At 35.9% G+C, this 23897-nt stretch carries 23 protein-coding genes and 1 pseudogene; 12 read left to right on the top strand and 12 right to left on the bottom strand.

Annotation, left to right across the window (positions count from 1 at the left end; genetic code table 11):
* Positions 1 to 41 precede the first annotated feature (41 nt).
* The 3 genes from F3J23_RS18895 (at position 42) to secG (ending at position 3986) form a co-directional block, all read left to right on the top strand.
* Complete coding sequence (locus F3J23_RS18895) at positions 42 to 1355, top strand: M16 family metallopeptidase (protein WP_167032637.1); 1314 nt, start codon at positions 42 to 44, stop codon at positions 1353 to 1355.
* 8 nt (positions 1356 to 1363) lie between these two features.
* On the top strand, positions 1364 to 3394 hold the full coding sequence (locus F3J23_RS18890; RefSeq protein WP_167032635.1) for a M16 family metallopeptidase: 2031 nt from the start codon (positions 1364 to 1366) through the stop codon (positions 3392 to 3394).
* Between the two features lie 244 nt (positions 3395 to 3638).
* The gene (secG, locus tag F3J23_RS18885) at positions 3639 to 3986 is read left to right on the top strand and encodes a preprotein translocase subunit SecG (RefSeq protein WP_167032633.1); all 348 of its coding nucleotides are present in this window, start codon (positions 3639 to 3641) and stop codon (positions 3984 to 3986) included.
* 51 nt (positions 3987 to 4037) lie between these two features.
* Here the strand turns inward: secG and F3J23_RS18880 are convergent, their stop codons facing one another.
* Together F3J23_RS18880 and recR are read right to left on the bottom strand one after the other, a co-directional pair.
* Entirely contained in the window at positions 4038 to 4877 is an 840-nt protein-coding gene (locus F3J23_RS18880; protein ID WP_167032796.1) for a glycosyltransferase family 2 protein, read from the bottom strand.
* Positions 4873 to 5484: a recombination mediator RecR gene (gene recR, locus F3J23_RS18875; RefSeq protein WP_167032631.1), complete on the bottom strand. Its 612-nt coding sequence runs from the start codon at positions 5482 to 5484 to the stop codon at positions 4873 to 4875. The genes F3J23_RS18880 and recR overlap by 5 nt, the downstream gene beginning before the upstream one ends.
* A gap of 358 nt (positions 5485 to 5842) precedes the next feature.
* Here recR and F3J23_RS18870 point away from each other — a divergent pair, with 358 nt between their 5' ends.
* The 4 genes from F3J23_RS18870 (at position 5843) to F3J23_RS18855 (ending at position 9205) form a co-directional block, all read left to right on the top strand.
* The gene (locus F3J23_RS18870; RefSeq protein WP_167032629.1) at positions 5843 to 6448 is read left to right on the top strand and encodes a hypothetical protein; all 606 of its coding nucleotides are present in this window, start codon (positions 5843 to 5845) and stop codon (positions 6446 to 6448) included.
* Between the two features lie 25 nt (positions 6449 to 6473).
* On the top strand, positions 6474 to 6965 hold the full coding sequence (locus F3J23_RS18865; protein ID WP_167032627.1) for a hypothetical protein: 492 nt from the start codon (positions 6474 to 6476) through the stop codon (positions 6963 to 6965).
* 142 nt (positions 6966 to 7107) lie between these two features.
* Positions 7108 to 8550: an aminoacyl-histidine dipeptidase gene (locus tag F3J23_RS18860; protein WP_167032626.1), complete on the top strand. Its 1443-nt coding sequence runs from the start codon at positions 7108 to 7110 to the stop codon at positions 8548 to 8550.
* Between the two features lie 73 nt (positions 8551 to 8623).
* Positions 8624 to 9205: a TIGR00730 family Rossman fold protein gene (locus F3J23_RS18855; protein WP_167032624.1), complete on the top strand. Its 582-nt coding sequence runs from the start codon at positions 8624 to 8626 to the stop codon at positions 9203 to 9205.
* Positions 9206 to 9349: 144 nt separating this feature from the next.
* Here F3J23_RS18855 and F3J23_RS18850 read toward each other — a convergent pair whose 3' ends face one another.
* The 4 genes from F3J23_RS18850 to F3J23_RS18835 form a co-directional block, all read right to left on the bottom strand.
* Positions 9350 to 10999, bottom strand: a complete 1650-nt coding sequence (locus tag F3J23_RS18850) for a hypothetical protein (protein WP_167032622.1) — start codon at positions 10997 to 10999, stop codon at positions 9350 to 9352.
* A gap of 25 nt (positions 11000 to 11024) precedes the next feature.
* The gene (locus F3J23_RS18845) at positions 11025 to 11984 is read right to left on the bottom strand and encodes a transporter (RefSeq protein WP_167032620.1); all 960 of its coding nucleotides are present in this window, start codon (positions 11982 to 11984) and stop codon (positions 11025 to 11027) included.
* Between the two features lie 38 nt (positions 11985 to 12022).
* Entirely contained in the window at positions 12023 to 13180 is a 1158-nt protein-coding gene (locus F3J23_RS18840) for an acyloxyacyl hydrolase (RefSeq protein WP_167032618.1), read from the bottom strand.
* 74 nt (positions 13181 to 13254) lie between these two features.
* Complete coding sequence (locus F3J23_RS18835) at positions 13255 to 14013, bottom strand: hypothetical protein (protein WP_167032616.1); 759 nt, start codon at positions 14011 to 14013, stop codon at positions 13255 to 13257.
* Positions 14014 to 14389: 376 nt separating this feature from the next.
* Here F3J23_RS18835 and F3J23_RS18830 point away from each other — a divergent pair, with 376 nt between their 5' ends.
* The 4 genes from F3J23_RS18830 (at position 14390) to F3J23_RS18815 (ending at position 18288) form a co-directional block, all read left to right on the top strand.
* The gene (locus F3J23_RS18830) at positions 14390 to 15895 is read left to right on the top strand and encodes a helix-turn-helix transcriptional regulator (RefSeq protein WP_167032614.1); all 1506 of its coding nucleotides are present in this window, start codon (positions 14390 to 14392) and stop codon (positions 15893 to 15895) included.
* A gap of 647 nt (positions 15896 to 16542) precedes the next feature.
* Positions 16543 to 17358, top strand: a complete 816-nt coding sequence (locus F3J23_RS18825) for a hypothetical protein (RefSeq protein WP_167032612.1) — start codon at positions 16543 to 16545, stop codon at positions 17356 to 17358.
* 175 nt (positions 17359 to 17533) lie between these two features.
* A complete protein-coding gene (locus tag F3J23_RS18820; protein WP_167032610.1) occupies positions 17534 to 17980 on the top strand; it encodes a helix-turn-helix domain-containing protein in 447 nt (148 codons plus the stop codon).
* Positions 17977 to 18288, top strand: coding sequence for a helix-turn-helix domain-containing protein (locus tag F3J23_RS18815; RefSeq protein ID WP_167032608.1), 312 nt, complete (start codon positions 17977 to 17979; stop codon positions 18286 to 18288). Before F3J23_RS18820 ends, F3J23_RS18815 begins: the two co-directional genes overlap by 4 nt.
* A 165-nt stretch (positions 18289 to 18453) precedes the next feature.
* Here F3J23_RS18815 and F3J23_RS18810 read toward each other — a convergent pair whose 3' ends face one another.
* From F3J23_RS18810 to F3J23_RS18795, 4 genes are all read right to left on the bottom strand, one after another.
* Positions 18454 to 18990 (bottom strand): YybH family protein, encoded by a 537-nt coding sequence (locus F3J23_RS18810; protein WP_228455380.1) that lies wholly within the window; start codon positions 18988 to 18990, stop codon positions 18454 to 18456.
* A gap of 194 nt (positions 18991 to 19184) precedes the next feature.
* Complete coding sequence (locus F3J23_RS18805) at positions 19185 to 20318, bottom strand: L-dopachrome tautomerase-related protein (protein WP_167032604.1); 1134 nt, start codon at positions 20316 to 20318, stop codon at positions 19185 to 19187.
* Positions 20319 to 20542: 224 nt separating this feature from the next.
* Entirely contained in the window at positions 20543 to 20872 is a 330-nt protein-coding gene (locus F3J23_RS18800) for a 2Fe-2S iron-sulfur cluster-binding protein (protein ID WP_167032603.1), read from the bottom strand.
* A 12-nt stretch (positions 20873 to 20884) separates the two neighbouring features.
* Entirely contained in the window at positions 20885 to 21940 is a 1056-nt protein-coding gene (locus F3J23_RS18795; RefSeq protein ID WP_167032600.1) for an NAD(P)/FAD-dependent oxidoreductase, read from the bottom strand.
* 150 nt (positions 21941 to 22090) lie between these two features.
* Between F3J23_RS18795 and F3J23_RS18790 the strand changes: the two genes are divergently transcribed.
* The gene (locus F3J23_RS18790; RefSeq protein WP_167032598.1) at positions 22091 to 22861 is read left to right on the top strand and encodes a DUF3108 domain-containing protein; all 771 of its coding nucleotides are present in this window, start codon (positions 22091 to 22093) and stop codon (positions 22859 to 22861) included.
* A 265-nt stretch (positions 22862 to 23126) separates the two neighbouring features.
* Here the strand turns inward: F3J23_RS18790 and F3J23_RS18785 are convergent.
* A pseudogene (locus F3J23_RS18785) lies at positions 23127 to 23225 on the bottom strand (hypothetical protein); the annotation flags it as partial.
* A gap of 23 nt (positions 23226 to 23248) precedes the next feature.
* Positions 23249 to 23788, bottom strand: coding sequence for a hypothetical protein (locus F3J23_RS18780; RefSeq protein ID WP_167032596.1), 540 nt, complete (start codon positions 23786 to 23788; stop codon positions 23249 to 23251).
* Positions 23789 to 23897 lie beyond the last annotated feature (109 nt).

Genomic DNA, 23897 nt, shown 5'->3' with positions numbered 1-23897 from the left:
ATTCACTTTTTCTACTAATTGATAAACAATTTCTAAATTCTATGAAAAAGCGACTTCTTTCTGCTGCTGCCGTAGCTTTCTTCGGGCTAATGCTGAATGCACAGCAAATCAAATTCGAAGAGTATGACCTTCCCAATGGTCTTCATGTAATTCTTCATCAGGATAATTCGGCACCGGTAGTTACTACGGGGGTGATGTATCATGTTGGAGCTAAAGATGAAGTAAAAGGAAGAACAGGTTTTGCACATTTCTTTGAGCACCTTTTATTTGAGGGAACTCCTAATATCAAAAGAGGAGACTGGTTTAAAATCGTTTCTTCAAACGGTGGGCAGAACAATGCCAACACCACCAATGACAGAACGTATTATTACGAAACTTTCCCATCTAACAACGAACAGCTTGGACTTTGGATGGAAGCTGAAAGAATGCGCCATGCGGTGATCAACCAAATTGGAGTAGACACCCAAAGAGAAGTAGTAAAAGAAGAGAAAAGACTGAGAATGGATAACCAGCCTTATGGTAACCTTTTCCCTACTATTCAGAAAAACCTTTTCACCAATCACCCGTACAACTGGCCTACCATAGGTTCAATGGAAGACCTTAATTCGGCAAAGCTTGAAGAATTCCAGGCCTTCTATAAAAAATTCTACGTTCCGAACAATGCTACCCTGGTAGTTGCGGGAGATATTAAAACTGAACAGACTAAAAAATGGATTCAGGAATATTACGGAGGAATTCCAAAAGGGACTCTTTATCCAAAAGACTTCCCGAAAGATGCTCCAATCACTCAGGAAAAAGAAGTTACAGCAACGGACCCGAATATCCAGCTTCCTGCTTATGTTTTTGCTTACAGAACACCTGCTAACAAAGAAAAAGATGCGTATGTTTTAGATATGCTTTCTTCTTACTTAAGTAGTGGTAAATCGTCTGTTCTTTATAAAAAATTAGTAGATCAGGAGAAAAAAGCACTTCAGGTAGCTGCTTTCAACCAGGGTCTTGAAGATTACAGTATTTTTGCTTTCTTCGCAATTCCGATGGGACAGACTACAAAACAGACTTTACAGACTGATATTGATGCGGAAATCAAAAAGCTTCAGACTACTTTAATTTCTGAGGAAGATTATCAGAAACTTCAAAATCAATTCGAGAATCAGTTCGTTAATCAGAATTCAAGCATTCAGGGAATTGCCGCTTCTTTGGCAACCAACCACGTACTGATGGGAGATACCAACCTTATCAACAAGGAAATTGATATCTACAGATCTATTACAAGACAGGATATTCAGAATGCGGCTAAAAAGTATCTGAACTCTAACCAAAGAATCATTATCAACTACGTTCCTGAGAAAAAATAATTTTACCAATGAAAAAGCAATTTACATATATAGCAGCGGCATTTTTATTTGCAGGAATGCTTTCTGCACAAAAAATCGATCTTAATGCAATGCCAAAACCAGGACCTACTCCTGCCATCAATATTGCTAAACCAAAAACTTTCCAGCTAAGCAACGGTCTTACGGTAATGGTAGTTGAAAACAATAAACTTCCAAGAGTAAACACTACCCTTTCTATGGACAGACCTCCTTACTATGAAGGAAATATTGCCGGGGTAAGCCAGATCATGGCAGAACAGCTGGAAAACGGAACAACGAATTTAAGCAAAGACGATTTTAATAAGAAAATAGACTTCCTTGGAGCCAGCTTAAATTTCAGTTCTAATGGAGCTGCATCCAATTCACTTTCAAAATACTTCCCTGAGGTATTGAACTTAATGGCTGACGCTATTGTTAATCCTAAATTTTCGGCTGAAGAAATTCAGAATTCAAAGGAAAGAACTATTGAAGGATTGAAAGCGGATGAGAAAAATGCATCATCCATTGCTTCAAGAGTATCCAATGCTTTAATGTATGGGAAAAATACATCAAGAGGAGAGTTTGAAACCGTAGAAACGATCAACAAAATTCAGCTGGCGGATGTTCAGAATATTTACAACAAATATTATGCTCCGGACAATGCGTATTTAGTGATTGTAGGTGATGTGAAATTTGACCAGATCAAGCCATTGGTGGAAAAAGCTTTCGGAAGCTGGAAAAAATCCAATACAAAATTTGCAGCATTAGAACCGGCTTCCAATGTAGCAAAAACCGAGATTAATGTGGTTGATGTACCTTCTGCAGTGCAGTCTGTATTGTCGGTAAGCAACCTGAACAATCTTAAAATGAAGGATCCTAACTACTTCCCTGCTACTATGGCCAACTATATTTTAGGTGGTGGCGGTGAAGCCAGACTTTTCATGAACCTTAGAGAAAAGAACGGCTTTACTTACGGGGCTTATTCCAGCATGAATGCAAGCAAATATTCGCCGGATTTCTCTGCTGAAACAAGTGTGAGAAATGAAGTTACGGATAAAGCGGTTAAGGAAATGATGAATGAACTTAATGCAATTACAACTGTAAAGCCTGAAGAACTGGAAAATGCCAAAGCAAAACTGAAAGGATCTTTCATCATGTCTTTGGAGAAACCTGAAACCATTGCAAGATTTGCATTAAACCAAAAGGTTCAGGATCTTCCGGCAGATTTCTATACCAATTATCTTAAATCTATCGATAAAGTAACGGCTGCCGATGTTTCCAATGCTGTAAAAGCAACCATTCTTCCTAACCAAAGCAGAATTTTTATTGCCGGTAAAGCATCGGATATTGCTGAAGGATTAGATAAATTAGGATATCCTGTAAAATATTTTGATAAAGAAGCCAACCCTGTAGCTAAGCCTGCTGCACAAAAAGTTGATGCCAGCGTAAGTCTTGGCTCTGTAGCGGATAAATATATCAATGCTATCGGAGGATTAGCTGCCGTTCAGAAAGTAACATCTATCATGGCTGATGCCACTACCAAAGTTCAGGGAATGGATATGAGCATGAAACTACTTCAGGCAAAAGGTGGAAAAATGAGAATGGAGATGAAGATGATGGGAAATACAGTTCAGAAAATTGTATTCGATGGAAAAGACGGTTATGTAGAAGCACAAGGCCAGAAAATTCCTTTGAATGATAAGCAAAAAGCGGAAATGGCAGAGCCGGAATTATTCCCGGAACTTACTTTTGCAAAATCTACAGAATTGAAACTTTCCGGAATTGAAAAGTATAACAACGAAGATTCTTATGTGGTAAAAGGTCCGAAAAGCACTTATTATTACAGTGTAAAGACCGGTTTAAAAACAGGTGAGGTAAAAGCTGGCGAAGGAGGTTCTATCCCTACAAGCTTTGCAGATTACAAAGATGTTTCGGGAGTAAAGCTTCCATTTACCATTATCCAGAATATGGGCGGAATGGACATCAACATGTCTATACAGTCTTATCAGCTTAATCAAGCTAAAGATTCTGACTTTAAATAAAAAGAAATCCTTTTTATATAATGATAAGCTGTCTCGTTTCCGGGACAGCTTTTTTATTTGTTTATCCTTTAGTTACTCGAAAAACATACGGCATGTCTGAAAAAGTTCATTTTTACCCTTATTTAAGCCTCAAATCATTGTCTGATCTCTAAACTTTTGCAGTTCTTTCATATTTACCAACATCTTTTTTTGCTATTCGATAAAAAAAGATTAAATTTGCCCATTCAAAAAGATATCAGAATTAATGGATACTATATTTACACTATTGATGGTTCTTATTATGGTTGCCAGTGTTTTATTGGTAATTATTGTTATGGCTCAAAATCCAAAAGGTGGAGGCCTTTCCAGTACGTTCGGAGGTGCATCATCTGCACAGTTTGGAGTACAGAGAACCAATGATTTCATGGAAAAAGCAACATGGACTCTGGGCGGAACTATCATCGTTCTTATCCTTTTAAGCGTTGTTATTACAGGTAAACCGGGACAATCGGGTCCTGCACAACAGCAACCAGTAAAGAAAGAGGCTCCTGCAAAACAGTCTGCTCCTGCTTCTTCAACAACTACAACTCCGGCACAGGCTCCGGCAAAATAAGAAGAATATCATCTTATATAAAACAAAAGCAACTCAAATTGAGTTGCTTTTTTATTTGAGTCTGATCTTTTCAATCTGATGGCGAAGCTTCAAACCTGCTTTTAAAAATGAGTACTGCAAAGGTTTTGAGTCTTTATAATACTTATCAATAAAGATCTGCATGGCTCCGTAAAATCGTTGAAGATAAACCTCATCACGGATTGTACTTTCTCCTTTGTGATGAAGAATCGATACCTTTCCGTAATAAAAGTTTTTATATCCGTTTATTAAAAAGGTATAGCAGAGATCAATATCTTCGCCGTACATAAAATAAGCTTCATCCAAACCGCCTATTTTTTCATAAATTTCTTTTCTGGCTAATAAAAATGCGCCTGTGATCACTTCCACTTCGGAAATCTCATCTTCTTTTATATCGTTCCTGTAATAAGACTTTGAATTGTTCTTTTTAAAATTGGTAAAAAGTTTTTCAAATGAATTGAACATATCTGGAACCGAACGTTTGCTTTCTGGCAGAAAAGCACCTTCTGCATCATGCATTCTTACTCCCAGGCATCCGAAATCCCTTTTTGAATCTGCAAAATCAAGAATATCTTTCATGTAAAACCCTTCCAGTTCCGTATCTGGGTTTAAAAGCAGGATATATTCTCCTTTTGCGCTCTGTATCGCCTGGTTGTTAGCTCTTGAAAATCCTCCATTAACTTCAGAAGCAATAAAACGCATCTCTGGAAATTCGGGAATAAGATCTCTCCACGAGCTATCTGTAGAAGCATTATCAATGATAATCACTTCATATTCCACCTCTTTGATGTATTTCTGAAGTGATAATAGACAGCTTTTCAGTAATTGGGTAACATTATAATTAACAATAATAACAGACAGCTTCATATTAATCCTTTTCGTTGTATGGTAATCTGTTGATAATAGATCTTCCTAAAGAAATTTCATCGGCATATTCCAGCTCATCTCCCACTGAAATCCCCCTTGCAATACTTGAAAAGTTCACATTAAAATTTTTAAACTTTTTATAAATATAATAAGCCGTTGTATCGCCTTCCATTGTAGCACTCAATGCAAAAATAAATTCTTTTACTTTCCCTTCATTCAGTTTCTTTTCAATACTCGGAATATTCAGCTGACCCGGCCCCACACCTTCCATTGGTGATATTTTTCCACCAAGGATAAGATACCTCCCGGTATATTTGCCGGTATTCTCAATAGCAATAACATCCCGTACATCTTCAACGATACAGATCAGTTCGCCATTTCTTTTTTCATTGCTGCATATTTCACAGATGTCAAAATCTGAAAAATTATGACATTCTTTGCAATATTTTATTTCGTTGACAAGGTTAATCAGGGAATTTCCAAGACTCACCGCTCTGGAATTGGGCTGCTTCAACAAATGCAGTGCAAGTCTTAAAGCTGTTTTCCTTCCTATTCCAGGCAGACCTGAAATTTCATCCACCGCTTTTGCCAATACTTTACTAGGGTAATCCATACTACAAAAATAAGGATTAAAATTGAGGAAACTTTTATAGAAAATTGAAATAAGAACAGGTTTATTATGAATAATCCATTCTCTATTTCTATCTTTTTGATGTAATATAATTTATAGTGTTCACTTCGCTGAAACCCTTCTGCATTTTTCTAAACAAAACTGAGCAGTTTCAGCCAGCAAGGTATGTTCTGTTCAGGTTTTTAAAGTTTAAAATTCAAAAGCCTGATTCTATGATTTTAACTTCTTTTCTTACATTGTCTCTTATTGATATTTTATTTTCTGTACTGTGTTTCCATACCTGAAAACTCTAAAAAAACATTTATATTTGCGCCTTAAATATGAAAAAAATAAACTAAACATGGTACTTAAAAATCTGAATTATCCGCTGGATTTCAAATTCAAAATCACTACTTTAGCAAGTGACTTCAATATTACTGACAGAAATGGGAATTATGTAGCTTATGTTCGTCAGAAAATGTTCAAGTTGAAGGAAGATGTAATTGTATTCAACGATGAAAGTAAGTCTAAAGAACTTTTCAGAATCAGAGCAAATCAATGGATTGATTTCAATGCTTCATATTCTCTGAATGATCTTATTGACAATAAAAACTATGGAAGACTGGCGAGAAAAGGAATGCGTTCTATCTGGAAAGCTAGCTATGACATCCTTGATGCCCACGATCAGCCTAAGTTTAAAATTCAGGAAGACAGCGCATGGGTAAGATTCTGGGATGGCTTCGTGGGGGAACTTCCTATCATCGGAATGTTTACAGGATACTTCCTTAACCCGTCTTATACCGTAACGGGTATTGACGGAAAAGCTTATTTTAAATTGAAAAAAATGCCTTCATTCTTCGGAAGAAGATTCCAGCTGGACAGACTGATCGATATTGATGATGAGGAAGAAAGTTTGGTAATCCTTTCTTTATTGATGATGACTCTTCTGGAAAGAGCAAGAGGCTAAGAAAAAAGATAAAACCACAAAACAAATGAAATATTTAATCATTTTCTTTTCGGCATTCATGTTAGTTGCCTGTAAAAAGGAGAAAGACACCGTTCAGAATGCCCATTCTACCGATTCTTCAAATATTGCTAAAGATTCTGCAGCTGCACATACTGCTTCGGGTAAGATTTTAGTAGGTACTATTCCGTTTCCTAAAGAAATTAAAGAATGTTCTTGTTATTTTGCCAAAAGCAAGGCTGATTTCGAAACCGAGAAATACATTTATGCTGATGATGCCGGGAAAACGGCCTATATGATGCTGGATGGTAAAAGACTGGCCATGAATCTGATCTCTTCAAGTGATATGGAAGTAGATGAAGAACTCACCAAAGAAATTGAAAATGAAGATTATAAAATCTCTGTAAAAGGTAAGAAAATAAAAGGCGAAGAAGCTTTATTATTTGAAGGGACACTCACCATTGAAAAACCTGATGGAAGTGTTTTCACCACGCCTATTTATGGTGAATGCGGCTGTTAGCAGACAAAACTCTACAAAGCCGGGAAAGCTGAGAAGGAAAAGAAAGTAAAGACGCCATTTGCTTATCATGCTTCTCAGCTTTCTTTGTCTTTATACCCCTTAAGCATTTTTTATTTTGTAAATTTGAGAAAAATAAATTTCAATGGAATTATCTAATATAGAACCGCAAATAATCTGGAAGAATTTCTCCAAATTAAATGCAGTTCCAAGACCATCAAAAAAAGAGGAAAAAGTTATTGCTTTTATCAAGGGATTCGGTGAAAACCTTGGTTTGGAAACTTCTGTAGATGAAGTAGGAAACGTTATCATTAAAAAACCGGCTACGTCAGGAATGGAAAACCGTAAATCTATTGTGCTTCAGTCGCACCTGGATATGGTTTGCCAGAAAAACAATGATGTTAATTTTGATTTTGAAACAGAAGGAATCAAAATGGAGATCGATGGTGACTGGGTAAAGGCAAAAGGAACTACTTTAGGTGCCGATAACGGTTTAGGAGTAGCTACCATTATGTCTATCCTTGAAAGTTCGGATATTCCACACCCTGCTCTGGAGGCTCTTTTCACAATTGACGAAGAAACGGGAATGACAGGTGCTTTAGGTTTAAAACCAGGACAATTAACCGGTGATATTTTATTGAACCTTGATACTGAAGAAGATGATGAGATTGACATCGGCTGCGCCGGTGGTGTAGATGTAACCATCACTCAAAGCTATGCGACGGAAGCCCCGAAAGGACAGATCGTAAGAATTGAAGTAAAAGGTCTTCAGGGAGGACACTCCGGAATGGATATTCACAAAGGTTTCGGAAATTCAAACATCATTTTGGGAAGACTTCTTTACAGCGGTCTGGAAAAACAAAATATTGAATTGATCTCTATTGACGGTGGTGGTTTAAGAAATGCTATTCCAAGAGAAGCGGTTGCTATTGCTTCTGTGAGAAATGCTCAGGAATTCATCGAAGAAGCTACTGCTCTAAAAAAAGATATCTTAGAAGAATTTGCGTCTGTAGAACCTGGAATCCAGATCAATATTGAGAATTCCACTTCATCTGACAAATCAATTTCTGAAATAGATTCTAAAAAAATAATTCTAGCTTTAAAGGCACTTCACAACGGCGTTTACAGAATGAGTCCGGATGTAGCAGACCTTGTAGAAGCATCCAACAATGTTGCAAGAGTGGAGCTGAAAGGGGGTGAACTTAAAATCTTGAACCTTACCAGATCATCTGTGGAATCTTCTAAGTATTCGGTAGCGGAGCAATTAAAATCTGTAGCTGAGTTAGCAGGAATGAATGTTGAATTCAGTGGTTCTTATCCGGGATGGAAACCAAAACCGGGTTCAGAAATCGTACAGCTGATGGAGAAGATCTATACTGAAAAATTCAATGAGAAACCTCATGTAGTGGCATGCCACGCTGGTCTTGAGTGCGGTATCATTGGCGCCAACTATCCTGAAATGGAAATGGTGAGCTTTGGACCAACAATCAGAGGAGCACACTCTCCTGATGAAAGAGCTAACATTCCTTCTGCCCAGAAATTCTGGAGCTTCCTGAAAGATATTTTAGCCAATATTCCTCAGAAATAGAACATTAAAATTACTATATTGAATATCCAAAGTCTTATGATTTTGGATATTTTAATTTAATTAAACAACAACAATGAAAAGTATAACTGTATTCTGCGGCTCAAGTTTCGGAACTGATGATATTTATAAAGAACAGGCATTTTTGCTTGGTACAACATTAGCCCAGCAGGATATACAATTAATCTATGGCGGAGCAGATGTTGGATTAATGGGTACTGTAGCAGACGGAGCATTAAATGAAGGCGGAAAGGTAATTGGAGTACTCCCCCATTTTCTACAGTCCAAAGAAATTGCTCATAAAAATCTGACCGAATTAATTCTTGTAGAAACCATGCACGAAAGAAAAACAAAAATGAGTGAGCTCTGTGATGGAGTCATTGTTCTTCCCGGAGGGTATGGAACTTTGGAAGAATTCTTTGAAATGATCACCTGGGCACAGCTCGGGCTTCATAAAAAACCTATTGGTATTTTGAATATCGACGGTTTTTACAATGATCTGGTAAACCTGGTTCAAAACATGGTAAGCAAAGGATTTTTGAAACAGATTAACAGAGATATGCTTCTGATCAGCAGTACTATTGATGAGCTTCTTGAAAAGATGAAGAATTACCAGGCTCCTACAGTTGGAAAGTGGATATCCAGAGATGAAGTTTAATTATAAAAGAGGCTGTCTCATAAGTATCATTCTGAACAAAATAAAATGCAGTAAAGAATCTCATATATTTGGTTCTCAATAAGATTCTTCCTTCATCAGAATGACAAAAGCCAAATGAATTGACTTTTGAGACAGCCTCTTTATTTATTTTCTTAAAGGAATTCTATACGGTCCGATTACGGAATTGAATAACAGATCTCCTTCCAACAGCTGCAAATTGGCATAAGCTCCGTTTCCTCTGTTGGTAAATCCAAAGTTCACATGAAGCCTGTCCTTTCCTGTATTCCAGTCAAGACCGGTAACCTGCCACCCCTTTTCTTTGGTATATCCATTGATCAGTACGATATTCGAGCCGCTTGTTACTACCGGAACCATACTGGTAGATACCACATCATTTCTTGTCCACACAGAAGTAAACTCATGTTTTTCAGGGTTCCATTCCAGTCTTTCCATTCCTTTAGGGCCGGGATGAACCGGGCCAACGGTCATCGCATCAATAATTTTATCAGGGTTTCCTTCATTGATCAGATTATTCACTACAAACGCTCCCCATTTATTGGCTACAACGCTTTGTTCAGACTGTATCCAAGGCTGGTCTTTAGGAAGTCCGGCAGTAATAGGAATAGATCCTGCAATACGTCTGGATTTCGTTCCTTCTTTCTGTTGGAATGAATCCGGAATCTTATTTCTCCAGAATGCAATCAGGTTCATTCTGTTTTGACCATCAGTTATCAATACCAGCTGATCTTCTTTATCATCAAACCCCATTAAAGTAGGAGTTGATCCTGTACCTGTACCTGCCTTAATTGCAGGCGGCCATTCTCCTCCGGGATATGCAGCCTTCCAGGCTCCGTCTTCTTCTTTGTCGGAAATTCTTTTCCCTGTCCAGACAAGTTTTCTCATTATACCATCTCCGTTAGGTGTTTTACTTCCCGTGGCAATATAGATTCCGTTACCATCGTCTACAGACATTGAATTGCTGCATAATTCATTTTCTCCGAATGGGTAGAAAACCCCTGCAGTTTTAAATTCTCTGTCTATTACAGCGATACCGTTCACTGCACCAATGATAATGTGCCCGTCATAAGTCATATTCATTCCTACCAAACTGATTTTTTTTACTCCCGGAATTGCCTCCGAAGCAGGAATAAGATTGGATACATCAAACTTATATTTCACCTCAAGTCCTTTAGACGGATCTTTCTCGTCAATCATTCCGACTGCAGATACTATATTCCCCGCATTCGTATACACATAGTTCTCGGAACTTACCAAAGAATAAACTCCAGCCGGCATAATAGAGCCCGGCTCAGCGCCAATCACTTTTTTTAAATGATCTGCTGCAAAACTAACAGAAGGATAAGCTACATCTGAGATCGATTTCAGCTGATCAACGCTTAATCTTCTGGCTCCCGGAAGATCAATATCTGTGATCTTTTTCCACTGATCACCCGATTTATCTACCAAAGCAATTCTATCGGTAGATACAGACCACATAAAGTCTTTCTGAGTTGAGAAAAATGTAAAAATATTAACCGGTCCTCCCCAAACAGGTTCCATTTTCATCAAATCAACGTCATATTCACCATCATTTATTTTATAAGGAACACAATCTGTCTGTGCGGGGTTAATGTGCGTTACACCATAAATATCGTTGGACAGATATGGATTTTTTTTGGGACCTGCCGTCTGCGTTTGATCCGCATCTGAAAGATCTTTAGCCTGCTTCCCATTTTCTTTGCATGACCAAAGAAAAAACAAGCATGCTGCTGCCATAAGAATTGTTTTTTTCATATTAAAAAAATTAAATCGTTAATGATTATTTAAAAAACAAATAATTAACTCCAATCTGGAATGAAATTCCTCCGAACCTGTTTTGGGTAAAAAAATTATTTGTTACTCTTGCTAATGTTCCAAGCTTCCCGGGAATGATCCAATACGATCCGTAAATACCTAAACCATATGTGGTATCTTTCTCCAAAGAGGCTTTTGTTCCTTTGTCATCTTCAAGCTGTATATTTCCAAAACCTAATATTCCGATCTCATGTCCCGCGGGAAAATTATAGGAAACTCCTGTATCTAAGGTCAGGTGGGATGCTTCTTTGAAATCCGTTCCTTTTTGTCCGCTATTAAACTCATAGGTCAACGCTCCCATCACATTTATTTTTGAACTGGCTTTATAGCGGGAAGCCCCACGAATATTGTGAGACCAGTATCCCAGTCCTAAATTTTCAGGATCATTGGCCTTATATTTTCCTGTAGGAGCCCAGAATCCATAAGAGACTGTCGTAGATAATCTTTTATTTTCCCAGGTAAGCCATATCGGCTGCAGATAAAAATCACCAAAACCATATGATCGGAAATTAACCGTTCGATTGATCAACTTTGTTTGTCCAGAATAAAAATCAAGAGCAATACCTGAAGTGGGATTATTGATGGAAGGAAGCGCCAGAACTCCCCATCTTGCATTAATAATCTTATTTTTCCCGAAATAAATTAACATGGGAATAATAGATTCCGTAGTCACATTTTGTTCTGCTTTTAAAGAAAGCGGAGGATTTTCACTGATCATGATATTTTCTGCGCGCTTTCCGGAGTGGTTATGATAATTCATATCCGCATAGGAATAATATAAAGAAAAGACCCACCCTGAAGCTGGAGGAATAAAAAAATCATTAGCATTATAACTTCCTCCGTTGTAATGCCCCTGGCTGTAAAGATCAGAGCTTAGAAAGCAAAAACATGCAGAAACTATAGTAATGATACGCTGTAAACTCATATATGATATTTTATTATTTAAAAGACAGGTTATGAATCTTATTTTGGTATTTTCCGCTTTAAAACATTCATTCCTATCCCGAATTCTACCCAATCGGCAGCTGCTCCATCAACAGTTTTCAGCCCTATTTGTGTAAAGAAAAGCGGAGAAATATCATATCGTATGGCAGGTCTAAGGAAAAAAGGACCTTTCCCATTGTTATTGCCGATATAACTTCCGGCCTGCAGCCTCACACTAAGTTTCCAGAACATAAAATCATAACCGAAATGAAATCCAAACATATTTCTGGAAGAACTGTTGTCTCTTATACTGTGATCCAAAAACCAGTCAATTCCACCTGAAACAGCATGCATATTATTGAAAAGATACCGATACTCTGTAATGAATGAAGCTGTTGTATAGCGAAGAGAACTTCCTTTGTCTTCATCGTTCTGAACAAATCCTAAAGCACCATAAACTCCAAGTTCACCAGACCTTATCTTTTTATTAGGTATTTTTATATTCCGGGAAAATCTTGCGGATAAAGAGTCTGAGGTGTAAAGGTTACCCCGGTTGAATTTCCTGTCTGCATTGTAGTTATATCTCAGTCCCAGATTAATACCGATCATATTCAACCCATGATTGGGAGCACTTGTTCTTCCGTTACTGAAATGTGAAACATCTACTCCATAAACAAGATCAATTTCCCGGTTGATAACATAGGTAGCGAATAAGCTCAATCCAAAATAAACAGCCATCCTGCTTCCGATAGCATCATTATCAGCATTATTGTTGGGATCAAAAGGTTCAAGGTCATAAGTAATTCCCAGGCTGGGGCTTAAAAATAAAAAGTTCCTTTTAGCTTTTTTACTGAGCGGGAAACTTATAAACCCAAATACGGCATTTGGTTTTCCCAATGTCTGCGGATCTCCAATAAATCCTGAATAAACTCCGACTCCGTATGATGGATTTCCATAAAAACCACTCCAGTTATCCTTATCTTTGGGATACCATCCGAAACGGGCTTCTACCGCTCCATACCCATGATTAAGCTTGTCAGAAAGCCCCTTTCCCGTATAGGCATGAACTCCGGTATGCCCTACAATGTCAATATATCGGAATCCTTTTTTCTTATCTTCCTGCCTTTTCTGTATTGGTGCAGAGAGAGAATCTTCCGTTTGAGAAAATGTCAATGTACTGATGAAAAGGGAAATCATATAGAGTTTGCAAAAAGAAGATTTAAATCTATTCATTAGCGGTACATTGAGATTGATACTATTATATTTTAATTTTAAAAATTCTTATTAAATCCCACCTGAAACAGGATACCCCGTTGGTCTATCGTTTCTTTTTTCACGGGAACTTCCATCAGGCCGATGAGATTAAATCCTCCTCCAAGTGATTTTCCCACAATCGGAGAAATAATAAGATCAAAGCTTTTATTTTCAAAATCATACGACGGTCTTGGTTCGAAAACAAAGAAATAGCCGGTTTTGGTAAATTTTGCAAGAAATGCCCTTACGGTGAGCATATTGAGATCTGGTAAATGAGTACTTTTTTCAAGAGCAAAACTATATTGCGGCTGAACTGCCAAAATAAACCCCGGATTAATGGTATAAGAAAAAACAAAGGATGGGGTAACTGAAAAGTAAGGTGAGCCATAGCCGGCTTTTGCAAAAGGCAGTCCAAATTCTACAGATCCTGCAAGAGCATATTGATCTGAAACATAGAATGCATTAAGGATATTGAATTTAACGTCTCCAAGCCCTGTCTGAAATCCTGAAATACCATCGTTTACACTCGTAATATCCGGCTTTACAGAAAAGCTCCATCGGTTTACTCCTAAGGTTAAATTCAATCTGTTGGTTACTATGGATCTGTTATTATCCTGAGCTGTGTAATACATTAATGAATATCCTGCCCTGGAATTGATTCTGGTAGGATCTACTCCGGATTCAGTTCTGAGTTTATCTACTTCCGTAGGAGTATTCTGAGCGTTGATATTAATAGATAATATGATGCATCCGAAAAGTGAAAAAATTTTTCTCATAAGCCTGCGGTTGGTATTTCTCTGCAAACTTATAGGTTATAATCCAGTGAAGCTTTACACAAAATCACGCAAATAATCTTAATACAAGGCACTTTAATTGTGTAATATTTTTGTTAAAAATTAAATTTTTATAAAAAAAATACTATCAAACTAAAAACTCTTAATGGAGAACATCTTCCTTGATTTAGATTGATTAAATAATCTATATTATTTTCAAAAAACACTAGTAAAAACTCAATTAGCTTATAAAGTTTATATTTTTAATCAAATATGGAATAAATATTGTTTTGTAGATAAAAAAACTGATTTGCGTAGTTTTGAGTACTAATTTTTTTCTTTAAAAAGATATTTTTGCAGAATAATAATTAAAAATAATATGAGGATACTTAACTTAAATATTAAGTTAATCTTTGTTTTCACATTTATCTCTCTGGCTGTTTTCGGGCAGGTTAGAAAGAAAGCCTGTGACAGTCTAAAAGCATTAATTTCCAACAGCTATAAAAACGATGTATTTGACAACCATAAAGACGTTCTCCGTTACAGTACTGAATTATATTATATCTCCAAAAGTAAAAAAGACCAACAAGGTATTCTCTTCTCGCTATTTGAACAGTCCAGAATTTATTTTATGGAAAATAAATATGGTGTGACTTTAAAAAAACTGAGTGAAGGAATTACAATGGCCAAAGAAATGGGAGACTACAATATGCTTTGCAGATTCATCCTTATTTATCAAAAAGTACTGGCACATCTTGATTACAATAATAATGAGATAAAAAAATTAATCAATAAATGTATTGAATTCAACAAAAATGTAAAAAATAAAGACGACAGACATATCAATACCATTTATATCCTGGTTGCTCAGGCAGACGCTTACCTTAATAACGAAGGATTAAGCAATAATATGAAAGAAGTAATTATGTTAAAAACACAGGCTTATACGGAGTCTCTGAAAATAAAAGATAACAATCCTTTAAAAATATTCACACAAATTTATGCATTACAGTCTTTGAGCTGGTCTTGTGCCCTGTCTCGAAATTTTGAAAAAGCAGATATGTACCTTCATATTACTGACAGTCTGCTTGCAAAAAACCCCAATTATTATTTCAATGTAGACTGTCTGATTACCAAAGGTGCCATAGAAAATATAAAAAGAAATCATCTGAAAGCTATTGAGTACTTTCAGCAAGCCATTGATAAATCAGAGAAATCCCAGGCTATTTTTCATCTTTATACCGTTTATCCTATGATTTCTGCTTCTTATGGAGAACTGGATGATTTTAAAAATGCGATGACCTATTCCTGGAAAGCAAAAGATATGTCCGAAAAATTAAGACTGTTAAGAATACAGGGGCATAATGCCTCAATTATCACCAAAATCAACGAGGAAATCAACCAGCCTTTTGAAAAACAAGAATTTCCTTATATGCTGGTTATGGCAGGAATGTTTATCACATTATCTGCAGGTTCCTACTATTATCTTAATAAAAAGAAAAAAGGAAAAAACACTTCAGAACCGGCAACTCCTCTAAAGTATGCAGATCCTATAGATTATCCTGATGGAAATACAACTGAAAATGATGCGGAAGATAATAAAAAGCTGGTGAACCTTGCCAAAGAAGATATCAATACATTTTATATAGAGTTTGAAAAAAATTACCCTTCTTTCCAGTTTATTCTAAAAGAAAAATATCCGGAACTCAACTTATCAGACATTAATTACTGCTCCCTGATTAAAATGAAATTCGATATCAAACAGATTGCAACCTATACCAATACCACCCTGAGATCTGTGGAAAGCAGACGTTACAGAATCCGTAAAAAAATGGAGCTTAAAGGACAGGATGATCTGTACATCATTATTTCCAATATCGGCTAATCACTTTTATCAGGTGTTTAAGCACGAAAAACCATTTATAAGATTAAAAAGCTATAAAAAAACTCATCTAATTAAAGTTTTGGGCTATATGCCAGCTTTTACAAACTATTGTCTCTTTTTGCGTAATGTTCTTCTCCTGGATGGTCCGTATTTTTGTACAATGAAAAGCGAATAATTAATGTTTGAGGGAACATTTTAATTATTGAGTTTTCTTTATTTTTTTTCATACATACTCAGGCAGATCATTGGTGTTTATGATCTGCCTTTCTTTTTTTGGAAGAAATATTTTTTATTTTTAGACGAAAGAGCAAGAAATTACAATATTCCCCGAAAACATCCTGTTTAAAGCTTTTTTGCTTTCGTTTGCGCAGATTTGCGTATTGTATTTCCCGAGTTAACGCCCCTATATTTGCCTCAGAAATTTTTCAATATTCAGAATATAGTGCTTTTATAAACTATTGATATTCAAATAAAATAGAAATAAAAAGTAAAATGATTGAAAAAGTGAATTCCTCCAAAACCTATATGTTTTTTCATGAGCTTTGATATGTTAATTTGGAGGTCTTCCTTTTTCAGCTGAATAGAGAAAAACCTATTGAAAGATAGAAAAAAGACACACATTAAAAATTTTAATAAAAAATTATTTCATGAAAAAGAATATTACTTTGGCGTTCTCTCTGATGGCAACAAGCTTGTTATTTGCACAGGTAGGAGTGAATACATCTACACCACAAACAACCTTAGATATTGTGGGCAAAAAAGGAGCAACAGATAAAGATGGTCTTATAGCTCCAAGGCTCACCAGAGCAGAATTGACAGCAAAAGGGGATGCCTTATATGGAGCTAACCAAAACGGGGCTATCATTTTTATTACTGATATCACTGGAGGTAATGCAAATACCCAGAGAGTGAACATTACCCAAGCAGGCTATTACTATTTTGACAGCACAGCCAATCTCTGGCAAAAAATCACAAATAAGGCTGAAGTGATTGGTTTAGAACCATGGCAGGTAATAAACTCCACAGTTAAAGCGACTGCAAACAATCAGAATATTTATCAAAACGGCAATATTGCCATTGGAGATTTTACTACCACCACTCCCACAGAAAAGCTAGATGTGGACGGAAATGCCCGTATAAGACAATTATCCAATGGAAGTAATGTTACTGATTATACAAGAAGTGTTGTAGCCAAGGTTGATGGTACATTAGGATATAGAACATCAGTTTCTCCAGCCCCATTGTCAGGTGTTACAACTGTTGCAGCCCCTCCACTTGCCACCGGGGTTTCATTTACCAATTTCATCCCGGTTATTATTCAAAATCAAAAAGCAGGAGGAGATGCAGCTTCATATGTAATGAGCTCCAGCGGCGGTGCCAGTCCGACCTGGATGATAGATTTTACAGACACAACCAATTCCAATTCAAATGTGAATTATTCTATTATTTTCATTCCAAGATAATGATATAGTTTAATATAAAATCTCTTATAATGAATATTGTAAGCAGATAAAACCCAGAAATAGTTCATTTTAGTTTACATAATTTCATCCTAGTTTCTTATAAGCAGTAATGCGCAGGATATCATGTGCTTTTCCTGCGCTGCTTATAAGTTTTTCTTAACAAAAAGATTCCCTGATGACATACAATTTTAAAGACATCCATATTGGAGAAATGATTCTTACATGTGTAAAAGACAGAGAAATAGACATGACAAGATTGTGTACGTTTTTTAAATGCTCAATCGACAAGATTGAACAGATGTATGAGTGTAAAACTCTTGAATCAGATTTGCTGCTCAAATGGAGTAAATTGCTGGAATATGATTTGTTCAGAATATATTCCCAACATCTGATCATGTATTCTCCGCCTACAGCAAGGGCTCAGGTTGGCAATGAGAAAACCGGTTCTTCTTTACCTCAGTTCAGGAAAAGTTTATATACAAAAGAAATTATTGAATTTGTACTTGAACTGTTAAACAACGGAACAAAAACAAAGAATCAGATCATAGAAGAATACAGAATTCCTAAAACCACCCTGTATAAATGGGTTCATAAATACCACACCACTAAAAATACGATATGAAGCCTAATTATGTGAAGATTTACCGGGATATGATACAATTAAAGTTCCCGGAAAAGGAAGACTGCTGCCGGAATATTCTTAAAAATGAAACCATTTCACTCAGAGAGGTCATCAGACTGAACTCTATTATTTCCGGAGATACTAAAATCAGTACAGCAATTAATCAGAAACATAAATCTTATGATAAAGAAATGATATTATACATATTGGATTATCAAAAGAAAAACAATTTAAATAACATCCAGATTGCCACACAATTTAAAATGAGCAAAAATACCATTGCCAAATGGAGGAAGTTATTTGCCTGATAAAATTTTCATCCTGTTTTTTTATTCACGTTGTTTAGAATCAGCAGATTTTTCTGCTGATTCTTTTTATAAGTACCATTTATATTGCTGGTTCTCCAATTAAAAACTACTATATAAGGCTATGATAAACTTAAAACTATCTGGTAATCTAATAAAAGTAACTTTTTAAAACCCTTTTATCGGCATTCCTGAATAGTGCAGGTGTATCAGTTTCCAGTTTCCATTCTTTTTCCTGAAGACATGGGTTTCTCTACCCAGCATATTTACCGGCTTATCTCCATCTTTGAGTTTAGCATTAAGCTTCCAGTAAAATTCTACTACAGCTGTATTATCAAAAATATAGACTGCCGGCTCACGTTCATCTGTTACCATTTGTAAATTCCGGTCTTTTAAAACTTCAAATATAGGGGCATAGAATTTTGTTTTAATTTCTTCAAATCCTTTTTGATGTCCACGGATATTAATATTGGAAACATCCGGACTATGTTCCCAAAGTTCATCAATAATCTCCGGATGCAGATCTCCTTCATTAACGCTTTGAGTATATTTCCGAACCATATTTAAAACTTGTTGTTTTTCATTTATGTTTGCGGATACCGCTATTCCATTATTTTCTTTGTTTCGTGGTCTATTTTCTTGTTTTTTGCAAGATGAGAGTAATAACAGGAAATATGCAGAAATTAAAAAGCTGGTAAGTTTCATTTTTGTGTTTTTTATCAATTAATTGTTATTTATTATTATAAAAGTCTAATTATATGAGAAATATATGTTTATCTGTTATTTTGATATTTCGTTACTCTTCTGCTGTTTTCTTTTTTTCAAGTTTTTCATTCATATTGACTAAAAATTCTTTACAGGAAATAAGTTTTCCACAAATGAAAAACAATAGCTTAAGTCTACTTTCCAAAGATCCCTTTCGTAATAGGCTTGAATCTGAATATACGAAATGGCGGAACTGTTTTATTCTGTCCGTTATTGAAAGCTCCCCCCAAAGGTAATTGCGTTGCAGGAACATACATATAACCATCCTTATTATAACTGGCTCCATCCGGCCAGATCAAATCCGGATGTGACGTATACCGATAAGGTTTCCTTGTATCCGAAGGTATTATTGCTATACTTTTTGTTTCCAGATAAGTCAGATAAATATTGCCTGCTTCATCAATACTTGCGCTGCCATTGTTTTCTTTTGATGAATAGGTTTCAACCTTAGTTTCCAATTCTGCAGCGGTAAGTAATTCATTAAGCAGATCCTGTATCTTGATTCTATATAACTTGGATCCGTTTAACGGGGCATAATACAGCCATTCATTATTTTTATCTGTTGTAATACAATCTGCACCCACTGAAATAGGATTATTAGTACCTGGAATATTCAATTGCTTGCCATCCACTACAATAGGTCTGTTTTTTTCAGGTACTGTGCTATAATGTCCCTGCAAAACACGACGTGCTTTACCTGTGTTAATATTCACTATAACCAATGCACCTTTACTACCATCTCCATTGGGACCAATATCTTCATCTGCTATAATAAATGTATTTCCGTCATTCAATATTGTAAAATCATTAAGCTGAGATGTTGGAAGGCTGGCAGGAGCAGGAATCTTCACTACTTTTTCTAATGTATTAGATATGGTATTCCATCCGACAAATTTTGGAGTAATATTATTTCTGAAACCCATATCCAACATCCAAACTATCCCTTTATGATCGCTTCTGATTCCCAGAACGGTACTTAAAAAATTTTCATTATTTGTTTTCGGGGTATTCCAATCCAGATTCGGAAATGGCAGGGTTTGCTTGTTTGTATGATCATATTGCATTACCCTTATTGAAGGATCAAAAAATGGATGGTTACTGAAAACTAACTCACCGGAATTCTTATATGCTATATTGCCTACAGGTTGTGATACTTCTGCAAACAATTCTATTTGCGCTGTTGTTTGTTCGTTGGGTTGAATATATTTTTCATCATTACAACTCCATATACAAATTGAAAAAATGGATAATACAGTAAAAGCTTTCATCTTTTAAAATTTAAAATTAAAACTGATTTCCGTTGTTTATGGAGACAAATATATAGAGTATACGATCGTTAAAAAAGGTAGATATCAGCCATCTTAAAGTAGATTTTTTCCATAACACCAGGAAAAAACAACTCATTGTTTAAACAATTTTTCGGCTGGATAGAAATAAAAGACTCCTGAAAAACAAGTCTTCAGGAGTCTTTATTAAGATTAAAAAATATTTTCTAAGGATAAGGAGCAATTTCCACTTCCAGCCCCTCCATTGCATCTGCAATATGCAGCTGACATCCCAGTCTGCTGTTATCTTTCACATGGAAAGCTTCAGCCAGCATGGCATCTTCTTCATCTCCCATTGGTTCCAAACCAGGATCATTAATTACATAAACCTGACATGAAGCACACATCGCCATTCCTCCGCATACACCAATAGTACCTTCTTCTGCCAATTCATAGGAACGGATAATCTCCATTAAGTTCATGGACATATCCGTGGGCGCTAGAATATCGTGGGTTACACCTTCTCTGTCGGTGATTTTAATATTAATATCTGACATAATTCTGCAAAATTAGTCAATTTTTTTCACAACAGCCTTCTCTGCTTCTTTACGGCTACCGTCAAATCCGTCTACTCCACTTACAGTTGTATATTTTAATACGAATTTTTTACCTGGATTCAATCTGTTGTATACACTCTGGCACATTAAAGTAGCCTCGTGGAAACCACAAAGAATTAATTTAAGTTTTCCAGGATACGTATTGATATCTCCGATGGCATAAATCCCTTCAATGTTTGTTTGATAATCAAGGGCATTGTTTACTACAATAGCATTTTTCTCGATATTCAGTCCCCAGTTTCCGATATCACCCAATTTTGGAGTCAATCCGAATAATGGGATAAAGTAATCCGTTTCAATATCGTAAGCCTCTTCACCATCTTTTTCTACGGTAATAGCTTCTACCTTTCCATCACCTTTAATTGCTGTAACTTCAGCAGGAGTAACCAATTTGATCTTTCCTTCATTTTTAAGATCCTGAACTTTTTCTACAGAATCCAATGCTCCTCTGAATTCATTTCTTCTGTGGATCAAAGTTACTTCACTAGCTACATTAGCAAGGAAAATACTCCAGTCAAGAGCTGAATCTCCTCCCCCTGCAATAACTACTTTTTTATTTCTGAAATGCTCAGGTTCTTTGATGAAATACTCAAGACCTTTTTCTTCATAATCAGCAATGTTTTCAATAGTCGGTTTTCTAGGTTCAAAAGTTCCCAAACCACCTGCAATTGCTACCGCCTTTGCTCTGTGAACAGTTCCTTTGTTGGTAATAACTTCAAACCATTCATCGTCCACTTTATTTAGAGTAACTGCAGTTTCACCTAAAGTGAACCCAGGCTGGAACTGTTTGATCTGTTCCATCAAATTATCCACCAATTCTCCAGCATTCACTGAAGGATACCCCGGAATATCGAAAATAGGTTTTTTAGGATAAAGTTCAGCCAACTGCCCTCCCGGCTGTGGAAGTGCGTCAATAATATGGCACTTCATTTTTAAAAGACCTGCCTCAAAAACTGCAAAAAGTCCTGTAGGACCTGCCCCTATGATCAATATATCAGTGGTTATCATAATTTAGATAATTTAATTATACATGTAACTGCAAATTTACTAATTTTAATGCGAAGCATATTTAATTGATTCTAAATAAAAACCTGAGATTTGTCAAATATCTCTCATTTAAGATTTTAAATTTGGCAATGTTTTTGTAAATGTCTTGTTATGAAGAAAATTTTAACCCTATTTGCAGTATTTATATTCTTTTTAGGCTCAGCCCAGATTGATAATATCGCAGACGGCGAATCTATTACTCTCAGAATCCACTATGGCTTCCTCAATGCAGGAACCGCTAACCTTACTACAAAAGAAACTAACTATAAAGGCGTTCCTCATCTGTATGTAAAAGGTACAGGACAAACTACCGGAGCGGTAAAAGCATTCTTCAAGGTGGAAGATTTATATGAAAGTTTCATCAACACACAGACCGGCTTACCGAGTTTCTATGTAAGAAATGTACGCGAGGGAAGCTATCGACAGCATCTTGAAACGGTTTTTAATCATGATAACAATACCCTGATTTTAACGGATAAAAAAACACCGGCCAATGGTTCTAAAGTTCTGAAATCTGTAAAAGGTGTTCAGGATATGCTTTCCTGTTTTTATTATTTAAGGAGTAAAAGCCCCGATGAGCTGAAGGCGGGAACCATTATCAATATGAATGTATGGATTGATGATGAAATGTTTCCGTTTCAATTAAAAGTAGTAGGTACAGAAAATTTGAAAACGAAATTCGGGACGATTAATTGTCTGAAAATTATTCCCTCTGTAAAAAGTGGAAGGGTATTCAAAGAGAAAGAAGGGGTAACCATGTGGGTTTCTAATGATGCCAACCATGTTCCTATGCTGTTGAAGGCGGAACTGGCTGTAGGATCTCTGAAAGCAAGTATTGATGACTATAAAAATGTCAAATACCCATTAAAGTTCACAAAATAAAACAATCATTCGTTTTTATATAGAACGCCTGTAAAAAATTTTACAGGCATTTTTATTTTCAATGTAATACATCACGAATACTAATTGTCTTTATTATAGAGGCAGACAAAGGGCTGCAGGATGTCAATACTTCAATTTGCAGAAGTATAGGCATAAGAAACAGACACGTGTAAATTTTTCAATAAGATCAGTTTTTAGTTACGTTTTGTTTCTTAGGTCAGTAATTAAAAACAAAAAACCTCCGGAGCTCCGGAGGTTTGATTTTTTATAATATTTTGAACTGTTTCAGTGTTCTGATATCATTTTCAAAGAACATCCTGATATCGCTCATCTGGTAAAGAAGCATGATAGTCCTTTCAATTCCGGATACTTCTCTCATATCTCTTGTTAGAAACGATAAGAAACTCCTGCCTGGGCAATTCCTTTCATCCCTACATTTGCTTCCACAAAGACACTCAAATCACCTCCGTATCTTAAGCCAATAGGTACTAAATTAAAGCCCAATACAGTATCTGTGTCTTTACTTTCTTTTTTATCTTTGGATGTATAAGTAGTATTAATAAAACTAACCCCGACACTTCCTCCTGAATACAATCCTAATTTCCCTTTATTAAACCAGAAATAATCAATTTTTGGAAGAACAGACATTATATTTTGCTTTGAAACAGATTCTGTTTTGCCATAAAATTCATTAACAATATCTAAACCATATCTTAGTTTCATATTCTTAGTATACATCATCACTCCAACGGCAGCAACCCCATTACTTGAAGGACTTTCCTGATCGATGACAGAACCAACAATAGAAGATGCTAAATCATACGCAGTTCCATACACAGAAGGCATTCCATAACTGGCAGATACTTCAATTTTTTGGGCATTCAAACTAGCTCCCATAATCAGAAGCGGAAAAAATATTTTTTTCATTATTTGTGTGTTTTTAATAAGGTAAAATTAAGCGATTATAAAAATATTAACAACAAAAAAATCTAATTATAAACAAACAAGTAAAATAAAATAAATTATCTTTTTATAA

This window comes from Chryseobacterium sp. Tr-659, from assembly GCF_011752975.1.
Classification (GTDB): Bacteria; Bacteroidota; Bacteroidia; order Flavobacteriales; family Weeksellaceae; genus Chryseobacterium.
The sequence above is the reverse complement of the archived record's forward strand: the minus strand, read 5'-3'. Positions and strand labels throughout refer to the sequence as shown.

Coding starts and splice junctions, on each gene's coding strand:
- F3J23_RS18895 (WP_167032637.1), top strand. CDS start 42: ATGAAAAAGCGACTTCTTTCTGCTGCTGCCGTAGCTTTCTTCGGGCTA.
- F3J23_RS18890 (WP_167032635.1), top strand. CDS start 1,364: ATGAAAAAGCAATTTACATATATAGCAGCGGCATTTTTATTTGCAGGA.
- secG (WP_167032633.1), top strand. CDS start 3,639: ATGGATACTATATTTACACTATTGATGGTTCTTATTATGGTTGCCAGT.
- recR (WP_167032631.1), bottom strand. CDS start 5,484: ATGGATTACCCTAGTAAAGTATTGGCAAAAGCGGTGGATGAAATTTCA.
- F3J23_RS18870 (WP_167032629.1), top strand. CDS start 5,843: ATGGTACTTAAAAATCTGAATTATCCGCTGGATTTCAAATTCAAAATC.
- F3J23_RS18865 (WP_167032627.1), top strand. CDS start 6,474: ATGAAATATTTAATCATTTTCTTTTCGGCATTCATGTTAGTTGCCTGT.
- F3J23_RS18860 (WP_167032626.1), top strand. CDS start 7,108: ATGGAATTATCTAATATAGAACCGCAAATAATCTGGAAGAATTTCTCC.
- F3J23_RS18855 (WP_167032624.1), top strand. CDS start 8,624: ATGAAAAGTATAACTGTATTCTGCGGCTCAAGTTTCGGAACTGATGAT.
- F3J23_RS18850 (WP_167032622.1), bottom strand. CDS start 10,999: ATGAAAAAAACAATTCTTATGGCAGCAGCATGCTTGTTTTTTCTTTGG.
- F3J23_RS18845 (WP_167032620.1), bottom strand. CDS start 11,984: ATGAGTTTACAGCGTATCATTACTATAGTTTCTGCATGTTTTTGCTTT.
- F3J23_RS18840 (WP_167032618.1), bottom strand. CDS start 13,180: ATGATTTCCCTTTTCATCAGTACATTGACATTTTCTCAAACGGAAGAT.
- F3J23_RS18835 (WP_167032616.1), bottom strand. CDS start 14,013: ATGAGAAAAATTTTTTCACTTTTCGGATGCATCATATTATCTATTAAT.
- F3J23_RS18830 (WP_167032614.1), top strand. CDS start 14,390: ATGAGGATACTTAACTTAAATATTAAGTTAATCTTTGTTTTCACATTT.
- F3J23_RS18825 (WP_167032612.1), top strand. CDS start 16,543: ATGAAAAAGAATATTACTTTGGCGTTCTCTCTGATGGCAACAAGCTTG.
- F3J23_RS18820 (WP_167032610.1), top strand. CDS start 17,534: ATGACATACAATTTTAAAGACATCCATATTGGAGAAATGATTCTTACA.
- F3J23_RS18815 (WP_167032608.1), top strand. CDS start 17,977: ATGAAGCCTAATTATGTGAAGATTTACCGGGATATGATACAATTAAAG.
- F3J23_RS18810 (WP_228455380.1), bottom strand. CDS start 18,990: ATGAAACTTACCAGCTTTTTAATTTCTGCATATTTCCTGTTATTACTC.
- F3J23_RS18805 (WP_167032604.1), bottom strand. CDS start 20,318: ATGAAAGCTTTTACTGTATTATCCATTTTTTCAATTTGTATATGGAGT.
- F3J23_RS18800 (WP_167032603.1), bottom strand. CDS start 20,872: ATGTCAGATATTAATATTAAAATCACCGACAGAGAAGGTGTAACCCAC.
- F3J23_RS18795 (WP_167032600.1), bottom strand. CDS start 21,940: ATGATAACCACTGATATATTGATCATAGGGGCAGGTCCTACAGGACTT.
- F3J23_RS18790 (WP_167032598.1), top strand. CDS start 22,091: ATGAAGAAAATTTTAACCCTATTTGCAGTATTTATATTCTTTTTAGGC.
- F3J23_RS18780 (WP_167032596.1), bottom strand. CDS start 23,788: ATGAAAAAAATATTTTTTCCGCTTCTGATTATGGGAGCTAGTTTGAAT.